At 63.2% G+C, this 24900-nt stretch carries 23 protein-coding genes and 2 pseudogenes; 9 read left to right on the top strand and 16 right to left on the bottom strand.

Annotated elements, in window-relative coordinates; all coding sequences use genetic code 11:
• Positions 1-128: 128 nt before the first annotated feature.
• Positions 129-338: pseudogene (locus FQ755_RS18055) on the bottom strand (hypothetical protein); the annotation flags it as partial.
• 321 nt (positions 339-659) lie between these two features.
• On the opposite strand from FQ755_RS18055, the gene FQ755_RS37450 reads away from it, so the two are divergent.
• Both FQ755_RS37450 and FQ755_RS18050 read left to right on the top strand, forming a co-directional pair.
• The gene (locus FQ755_RS37450; protein ID WP_186308574.1) at positions 660-824 is read left to right on the top strand and encodes a hypothetical protein; all 165 of its coding nucleotides are present in this window, start codon (positions 660-662) and stop codon (positions 822-824) included.
• A 443-nt stretch (positions 825-1267) separates the two neighbouring features.
• On the top strand, positions 1268-4666 hold the full coding sequence (locus FQ755_RS18050; RefSeq protein ID WP_144156204.1) for an efflux RND transporter permease subunit: 3399 nt from the start codon (positions 1268-1270) through the stop codon (positions 4664-4666).
• A 173-nt stretch (positions 4667-4839) separates the two neighbouring features.
• Here the strand turns inward: FQ755_RS18050 and FQ755_RS18045 are convergent, their stop codons facing one another.
• Together FQ755_RS18045 and FQ755_RS18040 are read right to left on the bottom strand one after the other, a co-directional pair.
• Positions 4840-5361, bottom strand: coding sequence for a YMGG-like glycine zipper-containing protein (locus tag FQ755_RS18045; protein ID WP_144156203.1), 522 nt, complete (start codon positions 5359-5361; stop codon positions 4840-4842).
• A 26-nt stretch (positions 5362-5387) separates the two neighbouring features.
• Positions 5388-5753, bottom strand: a complete 366-nt coding sequence (locus FQ755_RS18040; protein WP_144156202.1) for a hypothetical protein — start codon at positions 5751-5753, stop codon at positions 5388-5390.
• A 427-nt stretch (positions 5754-6180) separates the two neighbouring features.
• On the opposite strand from FQ755_RS18040, the gene FQ755_RS18035 reads away from it, so the two are divergent.
• The 3 genes from FQ755_RS18035 (at position 6181) to FQ755_RS18025 (ending at position 8672) form a co-directional block, all read left to right on the top strand.
• Positions 6181-6681: an energy transducer TonB gene (locus FQ755_RS18035; protein WP_144156201.1), complete on the top strand. Its 501-nt coding sequence runs from the start codon at positions 6181-6183 to the stop codon at positions 6679-6681.
• A 365-nt stretch (positions 6682-7046) separates the two neighbouring features.
• The gene (locus tag FQ755_RS18030) at positions 7047-8354 is read left to right on the top strand and encodes an MFS transporter (protein WP_144156200.1); all 1308 of its coding nucleotides are present in this window, start codon (positions 7047-7049) and stop codon (positions 8352-8354) included.
• A gap of 138 nt (positions 8355-8492) precedes the next feature.
• Positions 8493-8672, top strand: coding sequence for a hypothetical protein (locus FQ755_RS18025; RefSeq protein ID WP_144156199.1), 180 nt, complete (start codon positions 8493-8495; stop codon positions 8670-8672).
• Between the two features lie 192 nt (positions 8673-8864).
• Here FQ755_RS18025 and FQ755_RS37445 read toward each other — a convergent pair whose 3' ends face one another.
• On the bottom strand, positions 8865-9014 hold the full coding sequence (locus FQ755_RS37445; RefSeq protein WP_186308575.1) for a hypothetical protein: 150 nt from the start codon (positions 9012-9014) through the stop codon (positions 8865-8867).
• A gap of 673 nt (positions 9015-9687) precedes the next feature.
• Entirely contained in the window at positions 9688-10704 is a 1017-nt protein-coding gene (waaC, locus tag FQ755_RS18020) for a lipopolysaccharide heptosyltransferase I (RefSeq protein ID WP_144156198.1), read from the bottom strand.
• 263 nt (positions 10705-10967) lie between these two features.
• Between waaC and FQ755_RS18015 the strand changes: the two genes are divergently transcribed.
• Complete coding sequence (locus FQ755_RS18015; protein ID WP_144156197.1) at positions 10968-12383, top strand: chloride channel protein; 1416 nt, start codon at positions 10968-10970, stop codon at positions 12381-12383.
• A gap of 145 nt (positions 12384-12528) precedes the next feature.
• On the opposite strand, the gene FQ755_RS18010 is transcribed toward FQ755_RS18015, so the two are convergent.
• The 7 genes from FQ755_RS18010 to FQ755_RS17980 all read right to left on the bottom strand — a co-directional run bounded on the left by FQ755_RS18010 (position 12529) and on the right by FQ755_RS17980 (position 17104).
• A complete protein-coding gene (locus FQ755_RS18010) occupies positions 12529-12840 on the bottom strand; it encodes a YXWGXW repeat-containing protein (protein ID WP_144156196.1) in 312 nt (103 codons plus the stop codon).
• A gap of 307 nt (positions 12841-13147) precedes the next feature.
• Positions 13148-13402, bottom strand: a complete 255-nt coding sequence (gene minE / locus FQ755_RS18005; RefSeq protein WP_144156195.1) for a cell division topological specificity factor MinE — start codon at positions 13400-13402, stop codon at positions 13148-13150.
• 14 nt (positions 13403-13416) lie between these two features.
• The gene (gene minD / locus FQ755_RS18000) at positions 13417-14232 is read right to left on the bottom strand and encodes a septum site-determining protein MinD (RefSeq protein ID WP_007175863.1); all 816 of its coding nucleotides are present in this window, start codon (positions 14230-14232) and stop codon (positions 13417-13419) included.
• 95 nt (positions 14233-14327) lie between these two features.
• Entirely contained in the window at positions 14328-15176 is an 849-nt protein-coding gene (minC, locus tag FQ755_RS17995) for a septum site-determining protein MinC (RefSeq protein WP_144156194.1), read from the bottom strand.
• 157 nt (positions 15177-15333) lie between these two features.
• On the bottom strand, positions 15334-15867 hold the full coding sequence (locus tag FQ755_RS17990; protein WP_144156193.1) for a GNAT family N-acetyltransferase: 534 nt from the start codon (positions 15865-15867) through the stop codon (positions 15334-15336).
• A gap of 133 nt (positions 15868-16000) precedes the next feature.
• Positions 16001-16786: a type I methionyl aminopeptidase gene (gene map, locus FQ755_RS17985; protein ID WP_144156192.1), complete on the bottom strand. Its 786-nt coding sequence runs from the start codon at positions 16784-16786 to the stop codon at positions 16001-16003.
• A 3-nt stretch (positions 16787-16789) separates the two neighbouring features.
• Complete coding sequence (locus tag FQ755_RS17980; protein WP_144156191.1) at positions 16790-17104, bottom strand: hypothetical protein; 315 nt, start codon at positions 17102-17104, stop codon at positions 16790-16792.
• A 102-nt stretch (positions 17105-17206) separates the two neighbouring features.
• Here FQ755_RS17980 and FQ755_RS17975 point away from each other — a divergent pair, with 102 nt between their 5' ends.
• The 3 genes and pseudogenes from FQ755_RS17975 to FQ755_RS17965 form a co-directional block, all read left to right on the top strand.
• Positions 17207-18199 (top strand): ferritin-like domain-containing protein, encoded by a 993-nt coding sequence (locus FQ755_RS17975; RefSeq protein WP_144156190.1) that lies wholly within the window; start codon positions 17207-17209, stop codon positions 18197-18199.
• 144 nt (positions 18200-18343) lie between these two features.
• Positions 18344-19648 carry an Nramp family divalent metal transporter gene (locus tag FQ755_RS17970; protein WP_144156189.1) on the top strand — a complete coding sequence of 435 codons (1305 nt, stop codon included), beginning with the start codon at positions 18344-18346 and terminating at the stop codon, positions 19646-19648.
• Between the two features lie 105 nt (positions 19649-19753).
• Positions 19754-20641: pseudogene (locus FQ755_RS17965) on the top strand (alpha/beta hydrolase); the annotation flags it as partial.
• A 92-nt stretch (positions 20642-20733) separates the two neighbouring features.
• Here the strand turns inward: FQ755_RS17965 and FQ755_RS38200 are convergent.
• The 4 genes from FQ755_RS38200 to FQ755_RS17945 are packed head-to-tail and all read right to left on the bottom strand — an operon-like array spanning position 20734 to position 24614.
• Complete coding sequence (locus FQ755_RS38200) at positions 20734-21246, bottom strand: chalcone isomerase family protein (protein ID WP_144156187.1); 513 nt, start codon at positions 21244-21246, stop codon at positions 20734-20736.
• Position 21247: 1 nt separating this feature from the next.
• Positions 21248-22459 carry an SAM-dependent methyltransferase gene (locus FQ755_RS17955; RefSeq protein WP_144156186.1) on the bottom strand — a complete coding sequence of 404 codons (1212 nt, stop codon included), beginning with the start codon at positions 22457-22459 and terminating at the stop codon, positions 21248-21250.
• Positions 22456-23319 (bottom strand): DUF1365 domain-containing protein, encoded by an 864-nt coding sequence (locus FQ755_RS17950; protein ID WP_260858666.1) that lies wholly within the window; start codon positions 23317-23319, stop codon positions 22456-22458. The genes FQ755_RS17955 and FQ755_RS17950 overlap by 4 nt, the downstream gene beginning before the upstream one ends.
• Positions 23316-24614 carry an NAD(P)/FAD-dependent oxidoreductase gene (locus FQ755_RS17945; RefSeq protein ID WP_144156185.1) on the bottom strand — a complete coding sequence of 433 codons (1299 nt, stop codon included), beginning with the start codon at positions 24612-24614 and terminating at the stop codon, positions 23316-23318. Before FQ755_RS17945 ends, FQ755_RS17950 begins: the two co-directional genes overlap by 4 nt.
• Positions 24615-24900: the final 286 nt, after the last annotated feature.

The following is a 24900-nucleotide window of genomic DNA, read 5'->3' as shown; positions in this document are numbered from 1 at the left end:
TTCAAACATCGAGATCAATTTCTGGTCGGTATTCATTCGGTTCCCAACAAGAAAACGACTTTCGAGACCCGCCAATTTCGAATGTGGCGAACAGTCAGGCTGAAAATGATTTGTTCAGACCTTCCCTGTTTCTCGCGCGCATCGGCGCAACGTCGATTCAGATCGCGGTGGATGGCCTGGCTGTCAAGCAAGGCCGTGACATCCGACAATCCCTGATCAAAACGCAGCACGTATTCGATGTCGGTGTAATCGTGATATGCACCGCTATCTGCCAGTTTGCGTGCTTCGGCGATGGCGGCATGTTGCCGCTCGCTTATCGTCAAATCTCTGATCGCCATGATTGCCGCTCCGAGCAACAGTGACTCAATCATAGCAATGCGGCGCTCGCCGGAAGGTCGCGCGCGCGCAACACCGGGGATTTTCCACAGCGTGTTTTCAGGCAAAAAGTACGCGTTCTCCGGCGTGCTGATTCGTCAGACCACGGATAACGTAAGCATCTGTAAATAGGGCTCGCCTCCGATGGCGCAGCGCACACAGCGCCGCTGCCCTACACGCCGAATTCGCTCCATGTGCCCCGTAATGCACAGTCACACGACAGTTACGACTGCTCCGAACGACGCCGTTATGCTTCGCTCCAAGTTACAACAGGAGGAATCATCATGCTCAGACTTCTCGCGCTTATCGCACTGGCAGCCAGCCTCGGCGGCTGCGTCGTGGCACCTACACCTTATGGCTATGCTCCGGCACCGGCTTATGGATACTACGCAGCGCCTGCCGTAAGCATCGGCGTGGGCGGTGGTTGGGGCGGCGGCTGGCATCGCTGATCATCGAGCGCGCGCAACGGCACGTGGTGAAGCGCCGTGTTGCGCTTCTTTCAGCACGGCGGCAAGGCAAAAAAGAATGCCCGCGCGAAGCGGGCAAATAAGACCTTCCACCGATGCCTCCTTGGGAGAGGCAATTGCAGTGTAGAAGGAATTGAGCGCCGCCGTGTTGCAGCTATGTTTCGATCGATTACATCGGGGCAATGCAGCACGAGCGGGGCGATTGCGCGACTCGCCCCGCGCCGCAACCAAAGCGCCGCAACGCCGCTGCACATAAATTACCGCTTGTGATCGAAGCCTGCGCGCCCCTCATTGCGCGGCTTCAAAGCTGACAAATATTTCCAGCACGTTACGCGGTAACCTGTGGAAAAAAGAACGTAACGTCGGTAGGACGTTCCTCTTCTAGCATCGACGGACGCTGCCTCGCCAGCCCCCTCCTTCTGTCGATGAACCTCTCACGTCCCTTTATCGAACGCCCCGTTGCGACCACGCTGCTTTCGTTGGGCGTGGCGCTCGCCGGTGTCTTCGCGTTTATCAGGCTGCCGGTGGCGCCCTTGCCGCAAGTCGACTTCCCGACCATCTCTGTGCAGGCAAGCCTGCCGGGCGCGAGTCCCGACACAGTGGCCAACAGCGTCGCGAGTCCGCTTGAACGGCATCTCGGGCAGATTGCCGACGTCACCGAGATGACGTCGCAAAGCACGGTGGGTTCGGCGCGCGTGACCTTGCAGTTCGGCCTCGATCGCGACATCAACGGCGCGGCGCGCGACGTGCAGGCGGCCATCAATGCCGCCCGCGCCGATCTGCCGACCAGCCTGCGCAGCAATCCGACTTACCACAAGGTCAATCCCGCGGACGCGCCGATCCTGATTCTCGCGCTCACCTCGCACACGCTGCCGCGCGCGAAACTCTACGACCTGGCCTCGACGATTCTCGCGCAATCGCTATCGCAATTGCCTGGTATCGGCGAAGTGGACGTCAACGGCTCGGCTAATCCGGCGGTGCGTGTGGAGTTAAATCCCACGGCGCTGTATCACTACGGCATTGGTCTCGAAGACGTCCGCGCCGCGCTCGCCTCGGCGAACGCCAACAGCCCCAAAGGCATCATCGAAAGTGGCGGCCAACGCTATCAGCTCTACGCCAACGACCAGGCGCGCATCGCCGACCAATATAAGGATCTGGTCATCGCGTATCGCAACGGCGCGGGTGTCAGGCTCTCGGATGTCGGCGAAATCGTCGATTCGGTCGAGGATCTGCGTAACCTGGGCCTCGCGCGCAATAACCAGCCGGCCGTGCTGGTGATGCTGTACCGCCAGCCGGGCGCCAACATCATCAGCACCGTGGACAGCGTGCGCCAGCAGATCGAACAGCTCAAGCCCGCGCTGCCCGCCGACGTCGACGTGATCGAAGCGTCCGATCGCTCGACGACCATCCGCGCCTCGCTGCGCGACACGGAGGCGACGCTGATCATCGCGGTGGGCCTCGTGATTCTCGTGGTATTCGTGTTCCTCGGCAGCGGCCGCGCGGCGCTGATTCCGAGCGCGGCCGTGCCGGTGTCGATCGTCGGCACTTTTGCATTCATGTATCTGTTCGGCTATTCGATAGACAACCTCTCGCTGATGGCGCTGACCATCGCCACGGGTTTTGTCGTCGACGACGCCATCGTCGTGCTGGAGAACATCGCCCGTCACATGGAAGCCGGCATGCCGCGCATGCAGGCTGCGTTAGTTGGCGCGCGCGAGGTGGGCTTCACGGTGCTGTCGATTTCGATCTCGCTCGTCGCGGTGTTCATTCCGATCCTGTTGATGAGCGGCATCATCGGGCGCCTGTTCCGCGAATTCGCGGTGACGTTGTCGCTTGCCATCGCGGTGTCGCTGGTGGTCTCGCTCACCACCACGCCAGTGATGTGCTCGCGGCTCTTGCGCACCGCCGCGCCGAAGCAGAGCAGCCGCATCGGACGCTGGCTGGCCGCGCCGCTGCAACGTCTGAACGACGGCTACGCGCGCTCGCTCGAGTGGTCGCTACGTCACCCGTTTCTCCTGCTGATGACGCTGGTCGCTACCATGGCTCTCAATGTGTTCCTGTACGTGACGATCCCCAAGGGATTTTTCCCGCAAGAGGACACCGGACGTCTGACAGGCGGCATCCAGGCCGACCAAAGTACATCGTTCCAGGCAATGGGACCGAAGCTGCGCCAGGTCATGAAAATCATCGGCGACGATCCTGCCGTCGAAAACGTGGTCGGCTTCACCGGCGGCAAACAGACCAATACCGGTTCCGTCTACGTGGCGCTCAAACCGCTGGCACAACGCGCCGAGACCGCGGACGAAGTGATCGCGCGGCTGCGGCCGAAGCTCAACGCCGTGCCGGGCGGCCGGCTGTATCTGCAATCGGTGCAGGACATCCGGGTGGGCGGCCGGCAGAGCAACGCGCAATATCAGTTCACCCTGCTTGCCGATTCCACCACCGACCTATACGCCTGGGCGCCGCGCCTCACGCAGGCGCTGCAGAACGTGCCTGAACTCGAGGACGTCAACTCGGACCAGCAACAGGGCGGCCTCGAAGCCGATGTAGATATCGATCGCGGCACCGCCGCGCGGCTTGGCATCACCCCGGCACAGATCGACAACACGCTCTACGACGCGTACGGCCAGCGGCTCGTCTCGACCATCTACAACCCCTTGAACCAATATTACGTGGTGATGGAAGTGGCGCCGCGCTACTGGCAACATCCGGAGACACTCGACGAGCTGTATGTCAGCACCTCGGGCGGCTCGCCGAGCGGCACGCAATCGACCAATGCCGTGGCGGGCACGGTGGCGGCGTCCACGAGTGCAACGGCTTCCGGCAACGCGGGCGGCGGCGCGTCGAATCCGGCGACGGCTGCCTTGGGCACCAGTCCGACTGTCGCCCCCAGCGCCGGGGGCTCGGGCAGCGCCGGCACACCCAGCGCCGCGACCGCGGCTACCACGACTGCCACGACGGCGGCCCAGATCGCCGCCGACTCGGCACGCAATCTCGCCATCAACTCGCTCGCCGCCAGCGGACATTCGAGCGCCTCAGCGGGCACGTCGGTCAGCACCGCGCTGGAGACCATGATTCCGTTCAGCACGTTCGCCCGCTGGAATCCGGGCCATACGCCGCTCGGCGTCAATCACCAGGGCAACTTCGTCGCCACCACGATCTCCTTTAATCTGCCGCCCAACGAGCCGCTCTCCACCGCGGTCGCCGCCATCGACCGGACGATGGCCGAGATTCGCATGCCCGGCTCGATTCACGGCGGCTTTCAGGGCACGGCGCGCACCTTCCAGCAATCGCTATCGGACGAACCGCTGCTGATTCTGGCGGCCTTGGCTGCCGTTTATATCGTGCTCGGCATCCTTTACGAAAGCTACGCCCATCCGCTGACGATTCTCTCCACGCTGCCATCGGCGGGCGTCGGCGCGCTGCTCGCGCTGATGGCGTTCCATGTCGAATTCACGGTCATGTCATTGATCGGCGTGATTCTGCTGATCGGCATCGTCAAGAAGAACGCGATCATGATGGTGGACTTCGCGATCGACGCCGAACGCGAAGGCATGGCGCCGCGCGACGCAATCCATCGCGCCAGCCTGATGCGCTTCCGGCCGATCATGATGACCACCTGCGCCGCGCTGCTCGGCGCACTGCCGCTCGCTTTCGGTCACGGCGAGGGCGCGGATTTGCGGCGGCCGCTCGGAATTTCGATTGTCGGCGGGCTGCTCGTCAGCCAGTTGCTCACGCTTTATACGACGCCGGTTGTGTATCTGTACGTCGACCGTTTGCAGTCGTGGGTTCGCGCGCGGGGTCAGCGGAGAGCGGTGGCCTGATGTGACCTCAACCATGGCCTGTCATCCGAGGCCTCGACACCTTCGAATGCATCTTCGAATCGTGGCCCCAATCGCCGTCCCAGCAGCCCCAGCCGCCGTCCCAAAAACAACGCGGCTGCCTTAACAACGGCAGCCGCGTTCGGATACAACAACCTGCGACAGCTTCACTCCGCTCAATACGCGCCGGGCGGCGGGGGCGGCGGCGAGCCCGGCGGAGGCGGCGGTGCTGTCACGTAGCCACCGCCATCAGACGGCTGGATCGTGCGCATGCGGCCCTGCACCGGAATCCGGTCGCCGTTCGCGTACATGCATTGCAGGTACGCATAGTCGTAGCGACGCTGGACGTCGTAAGCCGAACCTTGCGACGCATTGGCGCCGAACAGGGTACCCGCCAGCAGACCCGCACCCGCGCCGACTGCGGCACCCGAGCCGCCGTTGAAGGCCGCGCCGGCCGCGGCGCCAATTGCCGTGCCCACGACTGCGCTACCCACCGCGCTGTTGGTGGCCGCCTGGTTGGTCGTCGCACCACCCACCTGCTGAAACGCGAATTGCCGGCAGGAATTGTCGTCCGCGCGGAACTGGTCGAAAGTCTTACCGGTGCCGGGCAACGCCATGACGCTAGGGCCAGGCGGCATAACCGAACACGCGCCGAGCAAACTCAGCGAGGCAATCAAAGCTAATCTGGAATATTTCATGTCCTTCTCTTTGCGGTAAACCGTATTTAATTTTCAGGGCCTTGCGACTGCTGCGCCGGCACCGGGCGCCAGCCCGACGAGCACGACTTCACATACGGGTAGTAGGTGCGGGAGTCGTCGCAGTAGTACCACGTGCCACCCTGCTGCCCAGAAGCCGCGGGGCCTTGCGCCGGCGCGGGACCGGACTGGCCTTGCTCCACGTATTCCTGCGGCTGCGCGGGAACCGGCACCGGTACGGCGACCGCCGGCGGATACGGATAATACGCAGGTCCCCAGGGGTCGTAATAGCCGCCACCGCCGATGTACACCCCGACGTGTGAAGCATGTGCGACGCCGCTCGTGCAGACTAGCAAGGCGGCTGACACTCCGAGCAAAATTTTCAACCTTTTCACAACATTCTCCACGACAGAAAACGGCACCGACATGGTGTCCCACAGTAGTACTGAACGCTATGTCAGTCTGCGCCGCAATACAATTACCTGAGAACCCGCTTATTTTTCAGCACATTACACTGCAAGGTGTTTGTTATTAAAGGGAAAGCAGGATCTGTTCCGCGCCATATGGTACACGCAAGCGCCATATCCATATGCTAATGCGCCAGCGCTGCAACGTGGATACGGAGTTGTTTCGTACGATTACGCGGACACAATTTTTGACGTATTGAATGCGTCGCGGTCGCGATATCAAAGAAAGCGACCGTAAGGTTCGACGAAAGCACGGCTTCGCTGCATACCGCCATTATTCAGGGCCAATGCGCATTGCAAGCTGGCGGGTTTTGACTACCATGAACATACGTCCTGCTCTCGAGCGTCTCCCGCCATGCTCACCCGCGCTCGCCCCCTTCGTTGCACGACATCAGCACGCCGCGCGCTCCTGACACTCGCGATCCTGCTGGTTGCAAGCGGTTGCACGTTCACGCCGCCGGGTCGGCCGCCACTCACCACGCCCCCGGCTGCGGTCAATAGCCTCACGCTCGATCAATACCGCATCGCGGTCGCACGGCGCATTCTCGAGCGCAACCCGTCCTACGTGCTGCAAGGCACGCTGCAGCCGATGCTGCGTTCGCTCGTGGTGGTCTCGTTCACCGTCGACCGCGACGGCCAGGTGCTGCAATCCGCCGTGTATCGCACCAATGGCGATGACGAAGCCGAAAGCACCGCGCTTGCGACACTACGCCGCGCGTCGCCGCTGCCGCAACCGCCCGCCCGGCTGCTCAACACGCGCGGCCAGGTGGAACTGTTCGAAGATTGGCTGTTCAACGATAACGGCAAGTTCCAGCTCCGCGAGTTTGCTTCGCCGCAAGCGCAGACAATTGATTGACTCTTTGATTCACTGATCGACCATCGGCCGTGATGCCAGCGGCAACGCCATGCGGTCGCACACGGTGCCGCCGTTAAACGCCCTGCTTCGAGCACTCGTCCCGCTGGCAGCAGCCCGGCCCGCACAAGTTATAATTTTCCCACCCCAAGCCGGACGCCCCGGCAGGGCTGCCGCCGCCCGCTCACCCGCCGGGCCGCCACAGTCCGCCCCTCGCCGCGCCACCCGCGCGCTTTGCATCACGCTGTCCGGCCGTTATCGCCGCCGTCGAACGCCGCGGTGCACTCGCAGCCAAACAAAAGACGACACCGCAAGCGCGCCGCCCGCCGCGGCCGTATCACGCGGCGTCATGCAACTGGAGACCTTGAATGTCCACTTCGCCGATTTCCGCGACCCAGCCCGACGCGGCCGGCCAGAACAGCAGTTCGCGGATCATCTTCGCGAGCTTCATCGGCACCGCGATCGAGTTCTACGATTTCTACGTCTACGCGACGGCCGCCGCGCTCGTCATCGGCCCGGTGTTCTTCCCGCATGGCTCGGCGACTGCGCAGGCGCTGTCCGCGTTCGTCACCTTCGGCATCGCGTTCGTCGCGCGGCCGATCGGCTCGTTCCTGTTCGGCCACTTCGGCGACCGCATCGGCCGCAAGTCGACCCTCGTCGCCTCGCTGCTGGTGATGGGGTTGTCGACTACGTTGATCGGCTTCGTCCCCGGCTATAACTCGATCGGCAGTCTGGCGCCGGTCCTGCTGTGCGTGCTGCGCTTCGGCCAGGGGATCGGCCTCGGCGGCGAATGGGGCGGCGCAGCGCTGCTCGCCACCGAAAACGCCCCGGCCGGCAAGCGCGGCTGGTTCGGCATGTTTCCGCAACTCGGGCCGTCGATCGGTTTTCTCGCCTCCAACGGGCTGTTCTTCGGCCTGGCGCTTTCGCTCTCCGACGAACAGTTCCGTAGCTGGGGCTGGCGCGTGCCGTTCATCGTCAGCGCGGTGCTGGTGGCGCTTGGCCTGTATGTACGTCTGAAGATCGCCGAGACACCCGCTTTCCGGGCCGCCGTCGAACGCCAGGAACGCGTGCGCGTGCCGATCGCGACGCTCTGCTCGCAATACTGGTGGCCGACGCTACTCGGCGCCCTCGCCATGGTGGTGTGCTACACGCTGTTCTATAACGCGACCACTTTCTCGCTGTCATACGGCGTGTCGGTGCTGCACATTCCGCGGCAGAGCTTCCTCGGCTTGCTGTGCGTGGCGGTGCTGTTCATGGCGCTCGCCACGCCTTTGTCGGCGTGGGCAAGCGACCGCTATGGACGCAAACCGGTGCTGATCGTCGGCATCGTCGCGGCGATCCTGTCGGGCTTCACGATGGCGCCGTTGCTCGGCAGCGGTTCCATGCCGCTCGTGCTGCTGTTCCTCGTGATCGAGCTGTTTCTGATGGGCGTGACCTTCGCCCCGATGGGCGCCCTGCTCCCGGAACTGTTTCCCACCAACGTGCGCTATACGGGCGCGGGCGTGTCGTATAACCTGGGCGGGATTCTCGGCGCATCGGTGGCGCCGTACATTGCCCAGGTGCTGGCCGCGCACGGCGGCCTGACATGGGTCGGCGCATACGTGTCGATCGCAGCGGCCGTCAGTTTGTTCGGGGTACTGTGCATGCGCGAGACGCGCGACACCCCGTTGATGTAAGCGCGACCTCGCCACGGCTGCCCGCCGCGGATGCGCGGGCAGTCTTTCGCGCCTTCATCGTCTGATTTGTTTCCCGCTTGCACGGCTTTTTGGCTTGCCTATACTCGGGTCATATACCCGTTGAGCCAGGAGGCAACCGTGAGGCTACATCTCCAGAACTCAGACATTGTGGTGATCATCGCGCTGGCGCTGCTGTGCTCGTTGCTGATGGCCATCCGTTTCCGCCCTTCCAGCTGGAAAGCTATCGTGCTGGAAGCGCTCGCCGCGAATGCCGCGGCCATTATTACGGTGGTGGCGTTCGAATTGATGCTGAGCTAGATCCCACTTCGCTCGCACTCAAAGTCACCGCCACGCCCACCATTTCAGTTGGCAAGGCAAGCGGCGCGCGGCCACGAATGAGTGGGCCGGATGAGGCGATGCGGACCGGGCGACACGCTGTCTCCTGCCACTTTCTGCAATGCTTGCCCGCTGAGCGGTTGCAAACCCGCCTGCCACGACTCCCCCCGCCGATCAATAGTAGTACCCATGATGATAGCCGCCGCCGTAGTAACCCGGCGCCGGTGCGATCACGCATCCACCCAGCGACGCGGCCAGCACCACACCTGCAATCAAAGTTAGCGTCAAACGTTTCACGTCATTCTCCAGTCGTTTTGGTGTCATTCGAGTGCGCCTCGAATGGTGTTGATTGGACACGAAGCGACCCTGTGAGGACGTTGCATTTTGTAAGCGATGATGAGCACGGCGTTACAGGTTTTGTACGCGTCAGACCGACGGAGACTGAACAGGAAACGCCGTCGCGGACTCGCATGACTTCCCCGCGACAACACGACGCCATGCCGCCCGGCAAGCCCCACCCGCTGAGGCATGCTGGCAGCCGTTCGGCATAAGCCGACAGATGAAGATAGCCTAAAGTACGGCCAGCGATCCTCGCAACCGTGCTCAATCATCGAGCAGATGCGTTCCGAAAGCCGCGCGTAGGTAACCAATCAAAAGCGACACTTTTAACAGCTATGTAATGCGCATTAACGCGTCTGACCGGAGCGCCGTTCTGACAAGTAAATGAATCATCGAGTCGGGCTCACCAGGACAGCGCAGCCGCGATTGAACTCAACGTGCCGCACGCAGTCTCTATGGAGGTAGTTCCGTTGTGTTCATTGCAGGATCCTCTGCGCCCGCCGTTCCCCGACGGGGGCGCTTTTAGAGGCGTGTCGTGCAACGCTCATTTATTTGGGCGGACTGTGCGTCACGCCTTTTTTCTTTTAATGAGACTTAAGCCGCCCCGCTCGCCGAGGTCAATCAGACACCCCGATTGGCAGCTCTGCAAAAAAACAGATCAGATGAGAGTGGCCGAATGCGGCGCGGCAGCGGCCTGCGGCTCGCTGTGGACATAGTCGATGGCCTGCAGGGCCTCGCTCACCGACGGCACTGAATGACCGTCGCCAATAGAGATGGAGCGATGCGGCGCCTCGACGCCGAAATGCGAGGGCGAGGTGGCGACAAAAATCATCACCGTGCGCTTTTGCAGTGCATGCGCGACATGTACGAAGCCGGTATCCGTGCCGATGACAAGCGAACACGCGTCGATCATCTGCGCGATCTCGGTCACGCTCATCTGCGGCAGCACGGTGGCGCCCGGCACCCGCGCCGCGATGGCTAACGCCTCTTCACGCTCGCCCGACGAGCCCCACGGCAGGACGATGCGGTAACCGCGCCTCACGAGTTCATTGGCGACTTCCGCCCAATGCGCGACCGGCCATTTCTTGTCGTCTTTCGACGTGGCATGGAACAGCGCCGCAACCGGCTTCTGATCCGCCGCCTGATCGGTCCCGAAAGGCGCGCTGGCCGGCGCCGGCAATTTCATGTCGTAGATGGACGGTCCCTGCGGCTGGTATCCCAGCGCCTCGCCCGTACTGATGCGCATGCCCTGCCAGGCGTTGCCGCGCGGACGCGGACCGAAGCGGCCGGTGTAGGCAAACGCCGCGCCGAGTTCGCCCAGATCCTTGTTGCGATAGCCGATGCGGCGCCGCCCGCGCGCCAGAAAGGCGATGATCGCGCTCTTGTAGACGCCCTGAATATCGATGATGTAATCGTAGCGAAACGCGCGCAATTCGCCGATAGAAGCCGCAATCGCCTTGAAATCGGCCCAGCGGCGCGCTTTCTTGAAGCGGCGCAGCGGCGCGCACAGCACGCGGTCCACGCTTTGGCTCCAGTGGACCACTTCGGCAAACGCCTCGTCGGCGGCCCAGTCCACCTGGACGCCCGGAAATGCCCGTTTGATGTCGGCAATGACCGGCAGTGCCTGCACAATATCGCCTAGTGACGTCACCTTGACGATAAGAATTCGCTTCATTAAATAGCCCGTCACAGTATCGGTCGCAGCGCCATGTTCGCCGACCGTGCTTTTATCCTAGACGCGCCACGGTGGATGCGCGGCGGCGCGGCCCGCAAAAGCGAGCGAGAGGCGGATTATCTCTCAATTGCCCGGCCGTCACATTTATTTCAATCTGCTTTCGATCAGATACTTTGGGCCGGTCGATTCCACGTGCCTGCTTTCGCCTGCTTTAGCTCCGCTGTCGATCGCTATAATCTAGCCTTTGCCTAAGCGGCCATCTCATGCGGGCATTCCCACCTCTGTCTTCCGCCGTCGCCCGACGCACGCGCCGTCTGTGGCGCCAGTACGGTGTGTTCTGGCTCGGCGCCATCGCGGTCGGCCTGATCGCGGTCCTCTACGCCCGGCTCATCGATTTCGGCTACGACGAATTCCGCGCCATGCAGCAGCGGCACGCCTGGCTGCCCTTGTTCGTCACGCCAGCAGTCGCGGCCCTGTCGGTCTGGCTGACGCGTAAATTCTTTCGCGGCGCGGAGGGCAGCGGCATTCCGCAAGTCATCGCCACCTTGCACGCCAAACCCGGCGAATACGGCGCGCGGCTGCTGTCGTTTCGCATCATGTTCGGCAAGGTGCTGGTGTCGTTTCTCGCCATTCTCGGCGGCTTTACGATTGGCCGCGAAGGACCGACCGTGCAGGTCGGCGCCGCGCTGATGTTCAACCTGCGGCGCCTCTACCCGCGCTCGAATGCGCTGATCGAGCGGCAACTCGTGCTGGCCGGGGCCTCGGCGGGGCTGTCCGCGGCCTTCAATACGCCGCTTGCCGGGATCGTCTTCGCCATCGAGGAACTCACCCGCAGCTTCGAGGCGCGTGCGAGCGGCGTGCTGATTACCGCCATCATCATTGCGGGGGTGATCGCGCTCGGGGTGAACGGCAATTACACGTATTTCGGCACGATCGAAATTGGCACGCACTTCCCGGATCTGCTGGCGGTGGCCATCGTGCTCACGGCTATCGTCACCGGCATTGCCGGCGGTTTCTTTTGCTGGCTGCTGCTCAATACCGCGCGCTGGATTCCCGCGCCGCTGCGTCAGTTGCACAGCGAGCGACCGGTTGTGTTTGCCGCGCTGTGCGGGCTCGTGATCGCCTTCGTGGGCCTGATTTCCGGCGGCGTGACTTTCGGCAGCGGCTACGCGGAGGCGCGCGGTCTGCTCGACGGCCGCGAGCATCTGTCCGTGTTCTATCCGTTCCTGAAAATGATCTCGATGGTCGGCTCTTATCTACCGGGCATTCCGGGCGGCATTTTCGCGCCGTCCCTGTCGATCGGCGCGGGCTTCGGCAACCTGCTGCATATGCTGTTCGGCAGCATGCAGTTGCAGATGCTGATCGCGCTCGCCATGGTGGGTTATCTGGCCGCGGTGACCCAGGCGCCGATTACGTCGTTCGTGATCGTGATGGAAATGATCAACGGCCACGCACTGGTGATCTCGTTGATGGCGACCGCGCTAATCGCAAGCCGCGTGTCGCGCCTGTTCGCGCCGCCGCTGTACGAGGCGCTCTCGCAGCGCTATATGGCGCCCTTGCCGCAGCCGGCGCCCGCCCCGGTCCCGGAAGTGCCCGAGGCTTTAATCGATGACGAGCCGGAAGCGGATGAAGCAGACGCAGCAGACGAAGCCGCTCCAGCTCACACTCCGCCGCGCTGACAGACTTCCTCGCCGATTGACTCGCACGACACGCGCCATCACGACGCCACGCCCTATCAAGTACGAACATAAAGTACCAACAACAAGGGCGTGTTGCCGACAAAGCAACACGCCCTTGCGAAGACCTAAGCGGCCCGGCCCGCTATCAGGCCCAGTGCCCTTCGACCCAATGGTAGTTCGCGCCGTGCGCATCCCAGTGGCCCGGCACCCAGTGATAGCCGACGCGCTCCTGCTGCCAATGGCCCGCCACCCACACATAGCGGCCGTGGTCCCAGCGCCAGTGACCGTGATCCCACACATAGCCGGCACGCGGCGCCGGCGCTGCTTCATAACGAACCGGCGGCGGCGCGGACGGCGCGATCACGACGACTTCTTCAGCACAAGCCGAACCGACGACGGCAGCACCCGCGGCGATCAAAACAGTCTGGGCGAGCAGCAAGCGAAAAGTTTTGTTCATATTCTCCTCTTGGTAAAAGCGCCTTTGAAGGCGTTATCCGTTTAATGCGTGAGACGACGTTTTGGCTGACACGCCAGACGTAACGCAGTGTCCACAAGTGCAACCGAATATTTCGCGCGCGCACGACGCCGGCAATAGCGCGGCGGCAATGCATGCAAACCATGCGGACACAACGAGGACGGGGAGAAATAACCGGGAAGAGAAAGTAGGACAGGAGCGGACAACCGATATCACGCTCAGGCACCCGCCCTCGCCATCGAGGCGACGGGTGCACGACCCACATCACACAGACGATCCCTCGCGGGTATCAGGCCTGCGGAATTTCGATCTTGACCTCGAGCACTTCGAGGTCGTCCTGGCGCTCGAGACTGACGCGAATATCCTCATCGGAAATTTTCACGTACTTCGAAATCACGGCGACGAGTTCGCGTTGCAACGCCGGCAGATAATCGGCAGGCGGGTGGCCGCCGGCGCGCTCATGCGCGATGATCAACTGCAGGCGTTCCTTCGCTATTGACGCGGACTTCTTCTTCTCGCCCAGCAAAAACGAAAGAATCGACATTACGTGCGCTCCCCTTACTTGGTGCCGAAGAGGCGCTGCAGGAGGCCTGGCTTCTGGTAATCGGTAAAGCGAAGCGACTTCTGCTCGCCGAGGAAACGCGATACGACATCCTTGTAGGCTTCGGCGACATCGGTGCCATCGAGGTGCACGGCCGGCAGGCCCTGGTTCGACGCATGCAGCACCGCTTCCGATTCCGGAATCACGCCGATCAGATCGATACGCAGGATTTCCTGGATGTCGGTCAGCGAGAGCATTTCGCCCTCGCTCACGCGCTTCGGGTTGTAACGCGTGATCAGGAGGTGTTCCTTGATCGGCTCCTTGCCTTCGATCGCGCGCTTGGTTTTCGACGACAGAATCCCGAGGATGCGGTCCGAATCGCGCACCGACGACACTTCCGGATTCGTCACGATCAGTGCTTCGTCGGCGAAATGCATCGCCAGCAGTGCGCCCGATTCGATACCCGCCGGCGAATCGCAGACGATGTACTCGAAGTCCATCGCGATCAGGTCGTTGATGACCTTTTCGACGCCTTCCATGGTCAGCGCGTCCTTGTCACGCGTCTGCGAGGCCGGGAGAATAAACAGGTTTTCGCACTTCTTGTCTTTGATCAGCGCCTGGTTCAGGTTGGCTTCGCCCTGGATCACATTGATCAGGTCATACACCACACGACGCTCGCAGCCCATGATGAGGTCGAGATTACGCAGGCCGACGTCGAAGTCGATCACGGCGGTCTTGCTGCCCCGCAACGCGAGGGCCGATGCAAAACTCGCGCTCGTGGTCGTCTTGCCCACGCCGCCCTTGCCCGAAGTCACCACAATGATTTTTGCCATTACCCTTACCCTGTGTTCGTCAGATTCGTTCAAATAAGTCCGGCGGTTAGCCCCTTGCCGCGGCACGCGCCGCAACCGGCGCGCGCAACGCGTGCTCAGGTCAGCCGCAGCGGTTCAATCATCAGCTTTTCTTCATCCAGCCAGATCTGCACCGGCTTGCCGAGTACGTCGGGCGGCAGCGGGTTTTCAGTCGTCCGGTAGATACCGGCAATCGAGATCAGTTCCGGCTCCAGACACGTGCAAAAAATGCGCGCCTCGTGGTTGCCCTGTACGCCGGCCAAAGCCCGGCCGCGCAACGGCGCGTAAATATGGATATTGCCTTCGGCGATCACTTCCGCGCCGTAGCTCACGAGCCCGAGCACTACCAGGTCGCCCTTGGCGTAGATGCGTTGCCCCGAGCGCAGCGGCTTGTCGACCACCGTGGTCTGCGATGAAGTGACGAGCTTCGCCGAATCGGCTGCCTGAGCCGACTGAGCGCCTGAGGCGGCCACGGCCGCCACGACTTCGACCGCCGCAGCCGGTACGTCCATCGGCAACTCGCCCTGCACCGGCGCGGTGCCATCGGCACCCGCGCCATTCTCGCCACTCGGCGCTTCCTCTTCCGCCGCCGGTTTGGCGCCGGCGCCGCGCCGGTCGCGCGCCTCCAGCAACGGCAAGGCGGATTCGGCGGCCCAGCCCTGCTGCGGGTTCGCCACCACGCCCACCGGGCGCATCCGCACGCTGTCGAGCAGCGCGGCGATCTCGGCGAGCGGCACGCGTTCGTCGTCGGCGAGACGGCGCACGTCGATCGCGACGACGTCGTTAGCGAAGAATTCGGGGGTCGCCTCGAAGCGCCGCGTCAGTTCGGCACGCATGGCGTCGAGGTCGGTTGTCTTGACCACGAACAGGAGCGTGTCGACAGTGCCGCTGCGGAGTTCGAAAAATGGCGATTTCTTGGGCGACATAGCGTTCGGCAAAAAATTTTGCGTATTTTACAGGCGTCCACGCGTGGAGCCAGTATTTTCCGCGTCAGAAATGAACGCCGCGCCCCAACGAGAGGCGGCGGACGCTGCGGCAGAACGGGAAGACAGGGAGCGGCACCCGGCGGGACCGCCCGCCGGATCACTGGGAGGAGGCTTGTGAGGCGCGCTGCACCTGGCGCACCAGCAGGCTTTCCGACTGATCGGGCGCGCGCGCCGTGCGGGTATGCTCGCCAGTCGGGCCGAAGCCGAGTCGCTCGTAAAAACGCATGGCGTTGCGGTTGGCGTCGGCCACCCAGGCGTAGATTTCTGCCGCGCCCGCCCCGGCTAACCAGTCGCTGGCGGTGTTGACGAGCAGTTCGCCGCCACGCAGATGACGCACCGCCGGCGCCACCCACAACTCGCCGACGAAGGCACGCCGCGCCAGGGTGTATTCGAAATGCGCTTCGATCAGCCCGGCGGGATGCCCTTCGGTATACAGGATGAACGACGTGGCCGACGCCGATATCGCGCGATCCGCGGCCGCGACATCGAAAGTGGCGGCGTCGGCCGAGAGGGCGTCCTCAAGCGTCTCACCGAAGGCATAGGGCGCCTCCCGCAGCGACGCAGTACGGAGTTCGCGTAAAACTGCGCCCTGATCAGCGGCGATGCGGCGAACGGTCAATGACGGACTCATGCAGACGAAAACCCCTTGTAACACTAAGGCGTAGCTTTAACCGAACCGGCGCGCGAGTCAAATCCTTATTTTCCAGATTTGTGCGCCGGCGACCTTGACGGCAACCGCTTATGGCGGGCCCCTAACCGGCCGCTCAAGGGGCTTCGTAACTGCCCGTGCCGTCCGGCCAGGGGGTGAGGAGCTCGAAACCGTCTTCGGTGACGGCGACCATATGCTCCCATTGAGCCGACAGGGAACGGTCCTTGGTAACTACCGTCCAGCCGTCGCGCAGGACCGTGGTGCCGGCGCGCCCCGCGTTGATCATGGGCTCGATCGTGAACACCATGCCGGGCTTCAGACGCACGCCCTGCCCCGGCTGACCGTAATGCAGCACCTGCGGGTCTTCGTGATAAACCTTGCCGATGCCGTGACCGCAGTAATCGCGCACGATCGAAAAACCGTCGCGCTGCGCGACCTTCTGGATGGCGTGGCCGACATCGCCAAGCGTCGCGCCCGGCTTCACCTCGCGGATGCCGGCCAGCATCGCCTCGTAGGTGGTGTCGATCAGTTGCCGCGCCACCGTGCTCGACTGGCCGACGCAATACATGCGGCTGGTGTCGCCGAAGTAGCCGTTCTTGATCACGGCCACGTCGATATTGACGATGTCGCCGTCTTTCAGGATTTCGGCCCGGCTCGGAATACCGTGGCAGACCACCTGGTTCACCGAGGTGCAGACGGTCTTAGGAAAGCCGAGATAGCCGACATTCGCCGGAATCGCTTTCTGGGTATTGACGATGTAGTCGTTGCACAGCGCGTCGAGCTCGTCCGTGGAGACGCCGGCCCGCACGTGTTCGCCGATCATCGCGAGGACGTCGGCGGCGAGCCGGCCGGCAATACGCAGCGCGGCAATGTCCTCGGGAGTCTTGTAGGTAATGGCCATGAATCAGATGCGGTTGGTGAATACGCGGCGGCTAACGGAGGCGGCCCGCATTCGTGTGCGGAGGGCGAACCGGCTGGCGCGCAAGTGCGGCGCTGAACGTTCGCACAAGCGGCCGATCCGGTCGTCGATTCCGGAATTGTACAGAGGATGGCGGCAAGACCTGTACAAAGCCGCCTCAAGCGTAAATTGCTGCAAGTGCACGCAAATATCTTTTGCGCGCCACGCATCCATGCGCAACTTCGGAGCGTAAAGCGTGTTGAGGACTTGCTTCTTCAGCGCGTCGACGAAGGTCTCTGCTGAAGAGCGATGTGTCTTCATGTCCGCGATTTGCGTCAGTGCATCGCGTTGCTGGCTATATTATGTGCGCGTTGGCGTCGTGAATGGCGTAGCTTTCCTGCGATCTATCTGAGGAGCACGGTCATGTCCGAAAAGTCAGAAAAGGTTCAAAGTAATTCAGCAGAACTAATAGAAACGTTCGATCGGCGGGTCGAACGGCGCCAGCAGCGCCGGCAGTTCTTCCGCAATGCCGGCGGTCTGAGTCTCGGTCTGGTCGGCGGTACGCTGATCAGCGCGTGCGGCGGCGGTTCCGGCAAACCCTCCATGGCGCAGACCGCCGCGCCCACCGACGAAGAAATTCTCAACTTCGCTCTCAACCTCGAATATCTCGAAGCACAGTTCTATACCTATGCCACCACCGGCAGCGGATTGCCCGCCGCCATGCTCACTGGCGTCGGCACGCAAGGCACCGTCACGGCCGGTGCGCAAGTGCCGTTCCAGGATCCGGTGGTACAGGCCTACGCCAACGAGATCGCCAACGACGAGCGCGAGCACGTCGCCTTCCTGCGCAGCGCGCTCGGATCGGCGGCAGTTGCGATGCCGTCCATCGACGTGAGCGGCACCAATCCGAACGGCGCATTCTCCGTGGCGGCGCGCGCGGCGGGTCTGGTCGCGGCTGGGGTGGCGTTCAACCCGTATGCGAGCGACAACAACTTCCTGCTCGGCGCGTTCATCTTCGAAGACGTCGGCGTCACCGCGTATAAAGGCGCCGCGCCGCTGCTCGCCAGCAAGACGTTCCTCACCGCCGCGGCCGGCATTCTCGCCGCCGAGGCCTATCATGCGGGTCTCGTGCGCACAACGCTGTACGCGAAAGGCCTCGATACGGCGAGCCTGATCAGTGCGGCCAATGCCATCTCGGCTGCACGCGACAGCCTCGACCAGGTCGGCAACGACGACCAGGGCATTTCGGGCGCAACGGCGGGGACCTCCAACATCGTGCCGCTCGACAACAACGGCCTCGCCTTCGGCCGGACTTATTCCGATGTCCTTAACATCGTGTATCTGACCAGCACGGCAGCCGTGAAAGGCGGCTTCTTCCCGAACGGCGTGAATGGCGCGCTCAACATGAGCGCCTGATGCTCGCCTGACGTCCATGCAAAAGCAGCATCTGACGCAACACCGGCAACGGACCCGCGACGGCGCTCGCGGTCCCGCTGTCCCGTTGTCCGGCCCTCTTCCGCGCAGCAACTCGACCCGGCTTGACGACACACAGGAGAGGTCATGAACGAAGCCATGAGTCAGGCGGTTGCGCCGCCCACGCTCACCGAGCAGACGTGTTTCCATGTGCGCGAGGCACTCGCCGGGCGCCGCCGCGGCGCGCGCGTGATGTTGTCGTTTGCGGGACCGGCGGTCGTTGCGTCGATCGCTTACATGGACCCGGGCAACTTCGCGACCAACATCCAGGCGGGCGCCGGTTACGGCTATACGCTGTTGTGGGTGGTGGCCGTCGCGAATGTCGTCGCCATGCTGTTTCAGTCGTTATCCGCCAAGCTCGGCCTCGTCACCGGACGCAATCTCGCAGAGCTGTGCCGCGCTTCGCTGCCGCGTCGTTATGTGTATGCGATGTGGGGCTTGAGCGAAATCGCCGCAATGGCGACGGATCTCGCCGAATTCGTCGGCGGCGCGATCGGCGTATCGTTGCTGCTGCATTTGCCCGTGCTGGCGAGCATGCTCGTCACCGGCGCCGTTACATATGGACTCCTACAGTTCGAGAAGAAAGGCTTTCGCCCGCTGGAACTGGTGATAGCGGCGCTGGTGGGCGTGATCGGCCTTTCGTATCTGGCCGAATTGCTGATCGCGCCGGTGCATTGGTCCGCGGTTTTGCTGCACACCGTCAAGCCGAGCATCCCGGATAGCAATGCATTGACCCTTTCCGTGGGCATCATCGGCGCGACCGTGATGCCGCATGTCCTGTTCCTGCATTCTGGCCTCACGCAAAGCCGCGTCACGCCGCATAACGAGCGCGAACGGGCCAAACTGCTGAAGTTTTCCAACATCGAGGTGATCGCCGCGCTCGGTGTCGCCGGCCTGATCAATATGGCGATGGTGGTCATGGCCTCCGGCGCTTTCCATCAAGGTCATCCGGATATCGCCAGCATCGAAACGGCGTGGCATACGCTGACGCCGCTGCTCGGCCCCGCCGCAGCCGGATTGTTCCTTGCCGCGCTGATCGCGTCCGGCGTTTCCAGTTCAGTGGTGGGCACCATGGCCGGGCAGATGATCATGCAGGGCTTCGTGGGCTTTCGCATTCCGGTCGGCGCACGCCGCCTGATCACCATGGCGCCTGCGTTCGCCGTGGTCGCCTGGGGCGTCGACGCCACCCGTGCGCTGGTGATGAGCCAGGTGGTCCTGAGCATTGCACTGCCGATGCCGATGATCGCGCTGGTCTGGTTCACTTCACGCGCCGATCTGATGGGCGCGTACCGCAACCGCCGCCTGACGAATATCGCCGCCGTCGCCGGTGCAGGTGCCGTGCTGGCGTTGAATGGCGTGCTGTTGCTGCAAACCGCGGGGCTTTCATTCTGAAGCAGAAGAGATGCGGAATGTGACACGCAAGCGCCCGCCTGCATCCGTCGACGCGTGCCGTGCGTAAATAGCACGAGCCCACCCTATCGACTGATGCAATCCTCTATGCCTCGACGCCTGCTTACCTTGACCGCCGCGCTCGGCTTCGGGCTGACGCTCGCCACGCTGGGCGGCTGCAGCGGTACGGCGCTGCTCAACGCCAGCGTGCCGCATCGCACGTTCCGCGCCAGCACCGCCATTCCGTATGGCCCCGACGCCCGCCAGAAACTCGATGTGTACGAACCCGATCACGTGGCGACACCGGCGGCTTCGCACGGCCGACCTGTGGTGGTGTTCTTCTATGGCGGGAGCTGGCAGAACGGCAATCGCGGCGATTATCTGTTCGCGGGCGAGGCGCTGGCTTCACGCGGCTTCGTCGCCGTGTTGCCCGATTATCGAACCTGGCCGGACGCGCCATTCCCCGCCTTTATGGACGACGCCGCCGCCGCGGTACGCTGGGCTCGCGACCACGCCGCTGAATTCGACGGCGATCCATCGCGCATCTTTCTCATGGGACATTCCGCCGGCGCCCACATTGCCGTCCTGCTCGCCACTGATGGGCATTACCTCGGCGCACAGCAAATGAGTAAGCGTGACCTGTGCGGCGTAATCGGCTTGGCGGGACCGTATGACTTTTTACCGCTCACCGACCCGGTTTTAAAGGAAGTGTTTCCGGCCCCGCTGCGCGCGGCGAGCCAACCGATCAACTTCGTAAGCGGCGACGAACCGCCGATGTTCCTCGCCGCCGGCAAGCGCGACACCACCGTCGACCCCGGCAACACCGACCGGCTCGCCGCAAAGCTGCGGGCGGCTGGCGACAGCGTGGAAGTGAAGCACTATCCGTTAGTGGGGCACGCGTTGCTGGTTGCGGCGCTCGCCGCGCCGTTGCGTGTCTTCGCGCCGGTGTTGGCAGATAGCGCGCGGTTCATCGATTCGAGCGCGGCCGCACGCGAGGCGGAACAACATCATGACGACTCGCAGACAGCCGCAGCGGCTCCCAGCAATGTTTATCCGCTGCGTCCGGTAAAGACTGACGCGGCACTCGCTCAATCGTCCTCACCGAGCAAATGCTTGCGCAACGACGGCGCGCGCGTCGACGGATCGAGCCAGATGCCAAAAAATGCCCGCGCGAATACCGGATCGTCGAATTCGCCTGTCTCCCGTTCGCCGGAATAAAACCGCACGCCCCTGCCCGGCAAAAACACGGCGCTCAACTCGTCGCCGGGTTCGACGTCGCCGAACACCTGTAGCATCTCGTCGTGCCAACGTTCGAGCGTATCGGATGCAATCGGCGCTGCAGCCTGGCGCCTGATTTCATCGATGCCGGTATCCGCAAGGCGCTTGCCCTTGATGCTGCGCGCGTAGGTCAGATGCAGCGCGAAACGCGCGTGGTAGTCAAGCGGCACGCGTTCGCTCCACAACTGCGCGCGATACAGCCTGAAGCCGAACACGCTGAAATCGCCCTCACCGACGAGCCGCGCAGATTGCACGTCGTCACGCCAGTCCGCATGCGCCGACACGGCCCACAACAGCACCATCAGTGCGGCAACGGCCCGCATCTCAGTGGCTCGCGGCAAGCACGAATTGCATCACGTCGGTGCGGCCTTCGTCGAAACCGGCCTCGCAATACGCGAGATACAGACGCCAGGTGCGTATGAAGGTTTCATCGAAGCCCTGGGCGCGAATCGCGTCGAGTTGCGATTCGAAGGCACTGCGCCAACGACGCAGCGTCTCCGCATAGTCACGGCCGAACGCCAACGAAACGCGCCCCGCCAGCTTCGCGCGCTTTGCCACCGCGATGAAACGCTCCGGACTCGGCAACATGCCGCCGGGGAAAATAAACTCGCGGATGAAGTCGCTGGTAGCGCGATAGGCGGCGAAATGCGAATCGTCGATCGCGATGGTCTGCACCAGCGCGCGAGCTCCGGGCGCGAGCCGCTCACGCAGAATATGAAAGTAAGTAGACCAGAATTTCTCCCCCACCGCCTCGAACATCTCGATGGAAACGATGCCGTCGTACCGGCCGGTCAGCGTGCGATAGTCGCGCAGTTCGAGCTTGATAAGACCGGTGAGGCGCTGTTCGTGCACACGCTGCTGGGCTAATTCGAGCTGGGGCAACGAAATGGTGACGCCATGCACGTGGATGCCCTGACGCGCTGCGTAGATCGCAAAACCACCCCACCCGCAGCCGATCTCCAGAATTCGCATGCCGGCGCGCAGGCCGAGCGTGTCGATGATGCGCTGATATTTCGCGTGCTGCGCCGCTTCGAGCGAGGTGTCGAATTTGCCATCGAATACCGCGCTCGAATAGGTAAAACTCGGATCCAGCCAGCGCCCGTAAAAAGCATTGCCAATGTCGTAATGCGCGTGAATGTTGCGGCGGCTGCCCGAACGCGTGTTGCGGCGCAGACGATGACGCAACCCGTACCAGAGTTGCGCGAGCCAGCCGCCATACACCGTGCGTTGCAAAGCGCGTTCATTGCGGATCGCCACGCGCAGCAACGCGGCGAGGTCGGGCGTGTCGACCCAGAAGGCGCGCCAGGCATCGGCGAAACCGATGTCGCCCTTACGCAGGATCGCGCCGCACGCACGCCAGTCGCGTAACTCGAGACGTGCGCCAGGCGACGCATGCGGATCGCCGAACACGCGCGGCTGACCGTCGGGCGTGATGAGCACCAGGTGTCCGACGCGAATCCGCTCGAGCAACGACAAAAACAGACGGCCCGACGCAGGAGCGGCTCGAGATCCGCTCAGGGTCCTTGAAAGCGTCATGGCTGAATCTCCTCGATCGACGAAGAACGACGCGTGGAACCCGGCTGCTGCGCCGCTCCACGATGATGGGTAGAGACGCCGACAGTGCGGCCCGGCGCGGGATGTTTGCCGTAGAACGGCACTTTCTTCAGAAACAGCTGCAGCGCTTGCCAGTGAATGCGCGCGACCACGCCGAGCGTGAGCAACGGTTGTCGCGCCAGCGCGCCGAGCGCGGCAGCACGCGTCAAGGGACGCAAGCGACCGCCGAGCACGGTGTGGATCAGGAGGCCGTCGGCATCGTGATAGTCAATTGCCACCGAGGAGGCCTCAGGCGTCTCGCGCACGCGGAACCGATAGCAGCCCTCAACCTGACAAAACGGCGACACGTGCAGCACTTTTGCGCAAACCAGCTCGGTTGTTGCGCCGATCGCCGCGCCGTCGGCAGCGGTCAACAGATAACTGTGGCGAGCGCCGAACGTGTTGCGCACCTCGGCGAGCAGAGCGCGCAACGCGCCGTCGCGATCGTGACAAAACCAGAAGCTGACCGGATTGAAGGCATAGCCGAATACGCGCGGAAATGCCTGCAACCAGATCTCGCCATCGGCGGGCATGCCTGCCTCGATGAGCTGCATGCGCATCCATGCATCCAGGTCGCTGCCGTCGCATGGACCGTGATCGCGTGCGAAGAGGCTAAGCGGAGCCCAGCGGTTGATGCCGAACCATCCGCTATCGAGCGAGGCGAGATGTGCGAGATTGCAGCGCACGTAGAACACCGGATACGCAAAGCGATGCGGCCGCGGCCGTAGTCGCTCGTGCATCACCCGGCCCACCATCAGCCATGCCGCGACGACATCGCGCGGTTGCGTCGGCGCGCGCCTCATAGCGTGGCCCAGCCTGGCAGCGCGTCGAAATCGGCGGCGACGCGCAGCGCCGATTTGAGGCCATCTTCGTGGAAACCGTAGCCCGTCCATGCACCCGCAAACCACGTGCGACGACGCCCTTGCAGCGACGGCAGGCGGCGCTGCGCATCGATAGCGGCGAGATCGAACAGCGGATGGTCGTAGACGAAACGGCGCAACTCGGTGCCCGGCGCCGGTTCGGTCACCGGGTTAAGCGTGACGACGACAGGCGTATCGAACGGCAGCGGCTGCAACTGATTGACCAGATAGCTGACGCAGACCGGACGCGTGCCGTCAAGATGACGCGCGCCCAGATAATTCCATGCCGACCAGACCCGACGCCGGTGCGGCAGCAGATTGGTATCCGTATGCAGCACGGCGACATTCGGCTGATAGCGCACGGCGCCCAGCACGCCGCGCTCGGCATCGTCCGCGTCATCGAGCATGGCGAGCGTGTCCGGCGCGTGGGTGGCCAGCACCAGCGTGTCGAACCGCTGCGGACCGGTATCGGTCCATACGTCCACGCCATCCGCGTCGCGCCGCACGCCGCGTACCGTCGTTTCGATGCGCACGTCGTCGAGCCGCTGCACGATCTTGCGCACGTACTCGCGGCCGCCGCCGATCACCGTCTTCCATTGCGGACGGCGATTGATCTGCAGCAGCGCATGATTCAGACAGAAGCGCAGGAACGTCGTCGCTGGGAAGCTGAGAATGTCCGCGGTGGCGCTGGACCAGATGGCGGCGGCCATCGGCAACAGGTAGTGCTGCTGGAATGCGCCGCCATAACCGCCTGCGGCGAGCAAATCGCCCATCGACGCGCCGGTTTGCGTCGCGACGTCCAGATTGCGCTCGGCACTGCCGTTAAACCGCATGATGTCGCGCAGCATGCCGAGGAAGCTCGGCGAGAACATGTTGCTTCGTTGCGCGAAAACGGTGTTGAGATTGGTGCCCGCCCATTCGAGACGGCCTGCGTCGAGCGACACCGAAAACGTCATTTCGCTCGGGTGGGCCTGCACGCCCAGTTCATCGAACAGCGCGATCAGATTCGGATAAGTGCGGTCATTGAAGACGAGAAAGCCCGTATCGACCGGATGGGTGTGCCCTTCGAGCGACACATCCACCGTGTTCGTGTGACCGCCGGGATAGGAGCCTGCTTCGAACAGCGTCACCTGATGATGCTTCGACAGCAGGTAGGCGCTCGCCAGTCCCGAGATGCCGGCGCCGACCACAGCAATCCGTTGTCCGCGTGGCTGCGGGTTCGAAACGGGGTAACTCATAACCTTGGTCTCCGGCATGAAGCGGGCGCGCGAGACGGGGGATTGGCTGGATTTGCGCGTCCATGATCGAATTACGCAGCGGGTGCGGGATCGGATGCAGGGAGGGCCGCCAAGTCGGTGGGACAAGGGCGTTTCATGCGGCTTGGTCGTCGCTGGATGCGAGAGCCGGGGTTTTCGGATGGGAGCCGAAACCGAGTGGGCCGAGGTACCCCAAGCAGGGTATCGCGCTGCGGCGATGTTCGCGTCGCAGCGGGCAGTTGAAGCGTTGAGCCGGGGAAGCGGTGGA

The organism is Paraburkholderia sp. BCC1885 (genome assembly GCF_900996235.1).
GTDB lineage: Bacteria > Pseudomonadota > Gammaproteobacteria > Burkholderiales > Burkholderiaceae > Paraburkholderia.
This window is presented reverse-complemented; position numbering and strand designations above follow the sequence as displayed.